The 8,814-nt window shown below is 73.1% G+C and carries 5 protein-coding genes, 1 pseudogene and 1 riboswitch; of the genes and pseudogenes, 3 read left to right on the top strand and 3 right to left on the bottom strand.

Annotation, left to right across the window (positions count from 1 at the left end; all coding sequences use genetic code 11):
* Positions 1 to 105 precede the first annotated feature (105 nt).
* Positions 106 to 828 (top strand): vancomycin high temperature exclusion protein, encoded by a 723-nt coding sequence (locus tag ACFWPT_RS24455; protein ID WP_380484282.1) that lies wholly within the window; start codon positions 106 to 108, stop codon positions 826 to 828.
* A gap of 64 nt (positions 829 to 892) precedes the next feature.
* Positions 893 to 2,293: a DNA polymerase IV gene (locus ACFWPT_RS24450; RefSeq protein WP_380484280.1), complete on the top strand. Its 1,401-nt coding sequence runs from the start codon at positions 893 to 895 to the stop codon at positions 2,291 to 2,293.
* 144 nt (positions 2,294 to 2,437) lie between these two features.
* Here ACFWPT_RS24450 and ACFWPT_RS24445 read toward each other — a convergent pair whose 3' ends face one another.
* From ACFWPT_RS24445 to ACFWPT_RS24435, 3 genes and pseudogenes are all read right to left on the bottom strand, one after another.
* Positions 2,438 to 3,934, bottom strand: a complete 1,497-nt coding sequence (locus ACFWPT_RS24445) for an MFS transporter (RefSeq protein ID WP_079136056.1) — start codon at positions 3,932 to 3,934, stop codon at positions 2,438 to 2,440.
* 179 nt (positions 3,935 to 4,113) lie between these two features.
* Positions 4,114 to 4,908 carry a YsnF/AvaK domain-containing protein gene (locus tag ACFWPT_RS24440; RefSeq protein WP_380484290.1) on the bottom strand — a complete coding sequence of 265 codons (795 nt, stop codon included), beginning with the start codon at positions 4,906 to 4,908 and terminating at the stop codon, positions 4,114 to 4,116.
* A 12-nt stretch (positions 4,909 to 4,920) separates the two neighbouring features.
* A pseudogene (locus ACFWPT_RS24435) lies at positions 4,921 to 5,283 on the bottom strand (PRC-barrel domain-containing protein); the annotation flags it as partial.
* A 223-nt stretch (positions 5,284 to 5,506) separates the two neighbouring features.
* A riboswitch (glycine riboswitch) is annotated at positions 5,507 to 5,610 on the top strand.
* 236 nt (positions 5,611 to 5,846) lie between these two features.
* Here ACFWPT_RS24435 and gcvP point away from each other — a divergent pair.
* Positions 5,847 to 8,747 (top strand): aminomethyl-transferring glycine dehydrogenase, encoded by a 2,901-nt coding sequence (gene gcvP / locus ACFWPT_RS24430; protein WP_380484278.1) that lies wholly within the window; start codon positions 5,847 to 5,849, stop codon positions 8,745 to 8,747.
* Positions 8,748 to 8,814 lie beyond the last annotated feature (67 nt).

Below are 8,814 nucleotides of genomic sequence, written 5' to 3'. Positions count from 1 at the left end.
GGGGCCGACCCCCCCCACACCCCCCGCGGCCGGGGCCCCGCCGGGGCACCCCGCCGGCCCCGCGGCCTCGTCGTTGCGCCTGGTGAGGCGATCGAGGGAGGGCACGTGGGGTTCGGCACCGGGATAGCGGGTCTGCTGCGGCGTCGGGGCGGGCTGTTGAAGGTCCGGTTCCGGCGGCGGCCCGTGCAGCGCAGGGCCTTCCAAGCGGCGACGGTGCTCTGCTCGTTGGCGCTGGCGCCGAGCGCGTGGCTGTGGTGCTCGGCCGGGGACCGGGTCGGCACGGTGGCCAGCGTGCCGACCGCGCCGGTCGCGGTGGTCTTCGGCGCCGGGCTGGACCAGGGCAAGCCGTCGCCGTACCTGGAGCACCGGCTGAGCGCGGCGCTGGACCTGTACCGGGCGGGGAAGGTGCAGGCGATCCTGGTGACCGGCGACAACGGCCGGGACAGCTACGACGAGCCGGACGCGATGCGGACGTACCTGATCGAGCACGGGGTGCCGGCGGTCCGGGTGGTGGGCGACTACGCGGGCTTCGACACCTGGAACTCCTGCACCCGGGCCCGGCGGGTCTTCGGGGTGGAACGGGCGGTGCTGGTCAGCCAGGACTTCCACGTCCGCCGGGCGCTGGCCCTGTGCGAGGCGGCGGGCATCGACGCGTACGCGGTCGGGGTGCCGGAACCGCACGACGGCACCTGGCTGTACGGCGGGCTGCGGGAGATCCCCGGGGCGGGCAAGGCGGCGGTCAACGCCTGGCTGCGGCCGGACCCGCTGTTCCTCGGCCCCCGGGAGGACGGCATCCCGAAGGCTCTGGCGGACGCGGCGCAGGGCTAGGGACAGGACCTGGGCCCTGCGCGGGTTCGTACGCATTGTCGGACCCCTGCGGGATGATCGGCGGGTGCGATCACTGCCGAGCATCATCCACCTCGACATGGACGCCTTCTTCGCGGCGGTGGAGCAGGCGGCCAAGCCGAGCCTGCGCGGTAAACCGGTGGTCGTCGGCGGGCTCGGCGGGCGCGGGGTGGTCTCCACCGCCTCGTACGAGGCGCGGAGGTTCGGGGTGCACTCGGCGATGCCGATGGCGCAGGCGCGCCGGCTCTGCCCCAACGCGGCCTTTCTGAGCGGCCGGTTCGAGGCCTACCGGCAGGTCAGCGAGCTCGTGATGGGTCTGCTGCGCGAGCTGTCGCCGCTGGTGCAGCCGCTCAGCCTGGACGAGGCCTTCGTCGACCTGGAGGCCGGCCCCTACGGTCCGGTGCTGGCCGAGTCCGACCACGAGACCGGGGAGCGGCTGGTGCTCGCCCTGGCGGAGGACCTGCGGGCGGACATCCAGCGGCGCACCGGGCTGACCGGGTCGGTCGGGGCCGCCGGCTCCAAGCTGATGGCGAAGATCGCCTCCGAGCAGGCCAAACCGGACGGGCTGGTGCTGATCGAACCCGGGCAGGAGCGGGCCGTGCTCGGCCCGATGCCGGTCCGGGCGCTGCCCGGGATCGGGCCGGCCACCGAGCAGGTGCTGCGGCGGGCCGGACTGAACACCGTGGCGGACCTCGCCGAGGCGGGGGAGGGCGAGCTGGTGCAGCTGCTCGGGCGGGCGCACGGCGCCGGTGTGCACCAGATGTCGATAGGGCTGGACGACCGGCCGGTGGTGGCCGATCAGGACGCCAAGTCGGTCTCGGTGGAGGACACCTTCGAGGTGGACCTCGCCGACCGGGATCGGGTGCTGCGCGAGGTGGAGGTGCTGGCCGCCCGGTGCGTGCGGCGGCTGCGCGCGGCCGGGCGGTCGGGGCGGACGGTGGTGCTCAAGGTCCGGCGGTTCGACTTCTCGACGCTGACCCGTTCGGAGACGCTGCGCGGGCCCACCGACGACGAGGCGGTGGTCATCGAGACGGCGCGCCGGCTGGCCTCCCAGGTGGACATCACCGGCGGGGTGCGGCTGCTCGGGGTGGGGGTCGCCCAGCTGGCCGACTACACCCAGGAGGACTTGTTCGCGCAGGCCCTGCGGGAGGAGGCGGCCGAGCACGCGGAGGCGGAGGTCGAGGCGGCGGAGGAGGAGCCGGAGGCGGCCGCGCCGCGCCGCTGGATGCCCGGGCAGGACGTCCGCCATGCCGAGCTGGGGCCCGGGTGGGTGCAGGGCAGCGGTGTCGGGCGGGTCACCGTGCGGTTCGAGACGCCGTGGAGCGGGCCGGGGCGCATCCGGACCTTCGCGGTGGACGATCCGGCGCTGGAACCGGCCCGTCCGCTGCCGCTGTGGGGGGCGGAGGGGCCGGAGGAGACGGGGGAGACGGGGGAGACGGGGGTGTGAAACGCGAAGCGGCCCCAACCGGTGGGGGGAGTACCGGTTGGGGCCGCATACCGTGCCGGACTTCGTGCGGTCGTGATGCCCTCGCGACCGTCCGAAGGCCGGGCCGCCGCGCCCTGTCCCTGAGCGCGGCGGCCGGACGCCTGGTCAGGCGTCGGTCTTGGCCAGCTCGGGGCTGGAGTTCCGCTCGGCCGCGCCGCCCGAGGCGACGACGGTGGCGGCCGACTTGGTGCCGCGGATCAGGAACGGGACGACGCCGGCGACGGCGCAGACGACGGCCGCGACCCAGAACGCGTGCTTGTAGGCGTCCAGGGTGGGCAGCAGCAGCGGGATCTGCGGCGGCAGCTTCATGGTGTCGCCGGTCAGGATGGCGGCCATCACGGCGGTGCCGATCGCGCCACCGACGGTGCGCAGCACGGCGTTCATGCCGTTGGCGATGCCGCTCTGCTCCACCGGGACGGCGCCGTTGATGTAGGCCGGCATCGCGGAGAACGCCAGGCCGATGCCCAGGCCGAAGATCGCCGAGGAGGTGTAGATGTCGCCCTCGTGGCTGTGCCGCACGGCCAGGTAGGCCATCGCGACGGCACCCAGGACGCCACCGAGGACCAGCGGCAGGCGCGGGCCGCGGCGGGCGATCAGCATCGCGCCGACCGGAGCCGCCACCATCGAGCCGATCGCGGACGGCAGCAGCAGCAGACCGGCGTGCAGGACGGTCGCGGTGAAGCCGTAGTGGGTGAGCTTCTCCGGGGTCTGGGCGAAGTTGCTGATCACCATGAACGAGCCGTACATGCCGAAGCCGATCAGCAGGCCGGCCAGGTTGGTGAAGGCGACGGCCGGACGGGACATCATCTTCATGTCCACCAGGGGGTGCGCGACCTTGGTCTCGATGACCCCCCAGATCAGGGCGACGACGGCGGCCACGGCGAACAGGCCGAGGGTCTTGGTCGAGGTCCAGCCCCAGTGGTTGCCCTGGCTGACCGCGACGAGCAGGGCGGAGAGCCAGCCGGCCAGGGTGAGGGCGCCGAGCGGGTCGGCGCCGCCCTCCTTGTCGGTGACCGGGTCGGACGGGACGCGGAACGCGACCAGGGCGACCGCGATCAGGCCGAAGACCAGGCCCATCCAGAAGATCGACTTGTAGCTCCAGTGCTCCAGCAGGAGACCGGTCGCGACCAGGCCGAGGCCGGAGCCGACACCCATCGAGGCGCTGATGGCGGCGACGCCGCCGGTCACCTTCTGCTTGGGCAGCTCGTCGCGGACGATGCTGATCGCCAGCGGGAGCACGCCACCGCCGGCGCCCTGAAGGACGCGGGCGACGACCAGCCAGGTGAAGGAGTGGGTGCTGACCGCCAGTGCCGAACCGGCGACCAGACCGGCCAGCGAGATCAGCAGCATCGGCTTACGGCCCCGGAGGTCGCCGAAGCGGCCCAGCAGGGGAGTCAGCACGGCGGCGGAGAGCAGGTTGGCGGTCATCAGCCAGGTGATGCTGGACGCGGAGACGCTCAGTTCCTTGGCCAGCGAGGGCAGGATCGGGACGACCGCGGTCTGCACCACGCTGAACGACAGCATCGCCAGGATGAGGGCCGGCAGGACCCGGGCGCTGCTCTGCTTCTCGGCCGCGGTGGTGGGCTGTGGTGCCTCACTCACGGTTGCTTCCTCCCGTACATAGTGAATGAACTGAAGTAACCATGCCGGGAGATACTTCAGAGTGTCAAATATCCATTGGTGACGCTTTGGCAAAATCGAAGGATTCCGGCCGGGCGGCGACCGGGACGGGGCATGCCGAGGGCCCCGGACCGAGGGGTCCGGGGCCCTGGGGGCGAGGGTCAGGCGAACGGGCGCAGCACGGCCGGGCGGGGGGTCTCGGCCACCGGGGTGGCTGCCGGGGTCGCCGGGGCGGCGGCGGTGTTGTCGTGGACCTCGACGTGCTCGCGGCGCAGTTCGTCCCGGATCACCTCCTCGGCGGTGTAGCGCTCCACCACCAGGCGGACCCGCTCGATCGGGGTGAGGTACTTGCGGACCACCGGGCGCTCCTCGCGCAGGGTGACCTCCTCCACCGCCTCGGCGATCTCCTTCTCGGTGAGCGAGGCGCGCTCGGCCTCGCTCACCGGCATCCGCTCCACCCGGACGCGCTCGCGGACCACCGGGACGCGGCGCTCGACCTGCTCGCTGGTCACGTACTTGCGCAGCTTCGCGGTGCCCACGATGTGCCAGTCCGTGGTGATGTCCAGGCGCTCCTCGCGGCAGGTGATCTCCACCGGGCCGTTGGGGGACGAGGTGGCCGGGCCGGTCGAGCGCTCCGAGACCGGCGCGGCCATGACCGAGTTCGTGGTCGCGGCGGTCGTCACGACCGGGGCGGGCTGCGGCTTGGGCTCGGTCGTCGTGGGGGCTGCTGCGGGCGCGGGGGTGTTGAGGGTCCGCACGTTGACCTCCGTCGCGGTGCCGGTGGGGTCGGCAGGGGTGGTCGGGGCGGGGCCGAGGGAGTGGAAGGTGATGGGCTTCACGGGCTCGGCCGCCGAGGTGGTGCCGAAGTCGAGGTCGGGCCGCGCCGGTCGGTCGTCCTCGCGGCCGATGGGCCGGTCGCCGTCCCGGCCGGCTGGGCGGTCACCGTCCCGGCCGATCAGCCGGTCACCCTCGCGGCCGACGGGCCGGTCGGCGTCCCGGCCGACCGGCCGGCCGTTCGCCGGGGTGTCCAGGCCGTAGTAGCGGTAGAGCTGGAGCTCCTGGGCGGGCGACAGGTGCTGGCCGACGCCGAAGTCCGGCGACTCCTTCACCAGCGACTTGTCGTACGGCACCCGGAGCTCGTCGCCGGAGAACTCGCTGGTGGTGAGCGGGACGAAGGCGTCCCGGCCGAAGATGCCGGTCCGGACGGCTGCCCACTCCGGCTGGCCGGTGGCGTCGTCCAGGTAGACCTCGTCGACCGTGCCGATCTTGTCTCCGTTGCGGTCGACCGCCTTGTGGCCGATGAGGTCCCGGGGATCGATGTCGGTTTGCACTCTTTCCTCCAGTGCGCTGCGCCTGCGGAACTCCCGCAGGACCGTGGCCGGAGCACCCGTTCCGCCTGCCACTTCACACCAAAGGCCATGAATCGGACGGGCGCGACCGGGGTGCGCCGGACGGGCTTCGGGCTGGACCGTCCGGGGGACGCGCGTAGACCGGGAGTGACCCGACGCGGCCGTGATCAGGGGGCCTGCCGCTGGTACCCTGGGCGGCGACCGCCGAGCCCGCTCGGGAGAGTCCCCGGCCACGGAAAGCGCTGGTCGGGGCGCCGAAGGAGCAACTCCTCCCCGGAATCTCTCAGGCATCCGTACCGTGTGGGGTAGGTCACTCTGGAAAGCAGGGCAGGACCGTCGGCAGGGAGCCGACGGCCACCACCCTCACCGACGGTGCAAGCCGGCGGCGTGCCACAGCGCGCCGTGCGGGTGAAGCTCTCAGGTCCCGATGACAGAGGGGGAGGCCTGTCGGGTTCGCCCGCCCGGGTCGAATCGCTGTCCGCAGCGGCTCCGGCCGGCCGGCGTGCGCACCCCCGCCGGTCCGTGACCAGGAGGCCTCGACCACCATGAACGCCCAGCCGAACGCGGGACGCCCCACCGGCGCCTCGACCCTCACCGAGCTTGAGCTGGCCAGCCCCTTCGAGAACCGCCACATCGGCCCCGACGACGCCGCGCAGCAGAAGATGCTGGCGTCCATCGGCTACGGCTCGCTGGACGAACTCGCCGCCACCGCCGTTCCCGAGGCGATCCGCTCCATCACCGGCCTGGACCTGCCCGGCGGCCGCAGCGAGGCGCAGGTGCTCGCCGAACTGCGCGAGCTGGCGAGCCGCAACCAGGTGCTCCAGCCGATGATCGGCCTGGGCTACTACGGCACCTTCACCCCGCCGGTGATCCTGCGCAACGTCATGGAGAACCCGGCCTGGTACACCGCCTACACGCCGTACCAGCCGGAGATCTCCCAGGGTCGCCTGGAGGCGCTGCTCAACTTCCAGACCCTGGTCTCCGACCTGACCGGCCTGCCGACCTCCGGCTCCTCGCTGCTCGACGAGGGCACCGCGGCCGCCGAGGCGATGGCGCTCGCCCGCCGCGTCACCAAGGTCAAGGGTGGCGTCTTCCTGGTCGACGCCGAGACCCTGCCGCAGACCACCGCGGTGATCAACACCCGCGCGGTGCCGACCGGTGTCGAGGTCGTCGTCGCCGACCTGTCCGAGGGCATCCCGGCCGAGATCGCCGAGCGCGGCGTCTTCGGCGTGCTGCTCCAGTACCCGGGCGCCACCGGTGTGGTCCGCGACCTCACCCCGGTCATCGAGCAGGCGCACGGCCTCGGCGCGATCGTCGCGGTCGCCGCCGACCTGCTGGCGCTGACCCTGCTCGCCTCGCCGGGCTCGCTCGGCGCCGACATCGCCTGCGGCACCTCGCAGCGCTTCGGCGTGCCGATGGGCTTCGGCGGCCCGCACGCCGGCTACCTGTCGGTGCGCGCCGAGTACGCCCGCTCGCTGCCCGGCCGCCTGGTCGGCGTGTCGGTCGACGCCGACGGCAACCGCGCCTACCGCCTGGCGCTGCAGACCCGCGAGCAGCACATCCGCCGCGAGAAGGCCACCAGCAACATCTGCACCGCCCAGGTGCTGCTCGCCGTCATGGCCTCGATGTACGCCGTCTACCACGGCCCGGACGGCCTGGCCGACATCGCCCGCCGCACCCACCGCTACGCCGCCGCCCTCGCCGAGGGCCTGCGGGCCGGCGGCGTCGAGCTGCTGCACGGCGAGTTCTTCGACACCGTCACCGCCGTCGTCCCGGGCCGTGCCGCCGAGATCGCGGCCGCCGCCCGCGCCAACGGCGTCAACGTCCACCAGGACGGCGCGGACCGGATCTCGGTCTCCACCGACGAGACCACCACCCGCGAGCACCTGGCCGCCGTCTGGGCCGCGTTCGGCGTCCCCGCGGTCGAGGTCGCCGAGGGCGCCGACGCGCTGCCGGCCGCGCTGCTGCGCCAGGACGAGTACCTGACCCACCCGGTCTTCCACAGCCACCGCTCGGAGACCGCCATGCTGCGCTACCTGCGCCGCCTGTCGGACCGGGACTACGCGCTGGACCGCGGCATGATCCCGCTGGGCTCCTGCACCATGAAGCTCAACGCGACCACCGAGATGGAGGCCGTCACCTGGCCGGAGTTCGGCCAGCTGCACCCCTTCGCGCCGATCGAGCAGGCCCAGGGCTTCCTCAGCCTGATCCGCGAGCTGGAGCGCCAGCTGGTCGAGGTGACCGGCTACGACGCCGTCTCGATCCAGCCGAACGCGGGCTCGCAGGGCGAGCTGGCCGGCCTGCTGGCCGTCCGCGCCTACCACCACGCCAACGGCGACACCCAGCGCGACGTCTGCCTGATCCCGTCCTCCGCGCACGGCACCAACGCGGCCTCCGCGGTGATGGCCGGCATGCGCGTGGTCGTGGTGAAGACCCTGGTCGACGGCGACGTGGACGTCGAGGACCTGAAGGCCAAGATCGAGCAGCACCGGGACAGCCTCTCCGTGCTGATGGTCACCTACCCGTCCACCCACGGCGTGTACGAGACCCAGATCACCGACATCTGCGCCCTGGTGCACGAGGCCGGCGGCCAGGTGTACGTGGACGGTGCCAACCTGAACGCCCTGGTCGGCCTCGCCAAGCCGGGCAAGTTCGGCGCGGACGTCTCGCACCTGAACCTGCACAAGACCTTCTGCATCCCGCACGGCGGCGGCGGCCCGGGCGTCGGCCCGGTCGCGGTGCGCGCCCACCTGGCGCCGTACCTGCCGAACCACCCGCTGCAGCCGGAGGCCGGCCCGGCCACCGGGGTCGGCCCGATCTCGGCGGCGCCGTGGGGCTCGGCGGCCATCCTGCCGATCTCCTGGGCGTACGTCCGGCTGATGGGCGGCGAGGGCCTCAAGCGCGCGACCCAGGTCGCGGTGCTGAACGCCAACTACATCGCCAAGCGGCTGGCACCGCACTTCCCGGTGCTCTACACCGGCCCCGGCGGGCTGGTCGCGCACGAGTGCATCATCGACCTGCGCCCGCTGACCAAGGAGACGGGCGTGACGGTGGACGACATCGCCAAGCGCCTGATCGACTACGGCTTCCACGCGCCGACGATGTCCTTCCCGGTGGCCGGCACGCTGATGATCGAGCCGACCGAGTCCGAGGACCTGCACGAGATCGACCGGTTCTGCGACGCGATGATCGAGATCCGGGCCGAGGTCGACAAGGTCGGCTCGGGCGAGTGGGCGGCCGCGGACAACCCGCTGCGCAACGCCCCGCACACCGCCGCCGAGCTGGCCGGCGAGTGGGCGCACGGCTACTCGCGACAGGAGGCGGTCTTCCCGGCGGGCGTGAACCCGGCGGACAAGTACTGGCCGCCGGTCAGCCGGATCGACGGCGCGTACGGCGACCGCAACCTGGTCTGCTCCTGCCCGCCGCTGGAGGAGTACGGCGTCTGATCCGGACCGGACGTACGGCAGGGCCCCGACGGCACGTACCGTCGGGGCCCTGCCCGTTGTCGTCGTC

Origin of the sequence: Kitasatospora sp. NPDC058478, from assembly GCF_042720345.1 — a bacterium.
Lineage (GTDB): Bacteria > Actinomycetota > Actinomycetes > Streptomycetales > Streptomycetaceae > Kitasatospora.
The sequence above is the reverse complement of the archived record's forward strand: the minus strand, read 5'-3'. Positions and strand labels throughout refer to the sequence as shown.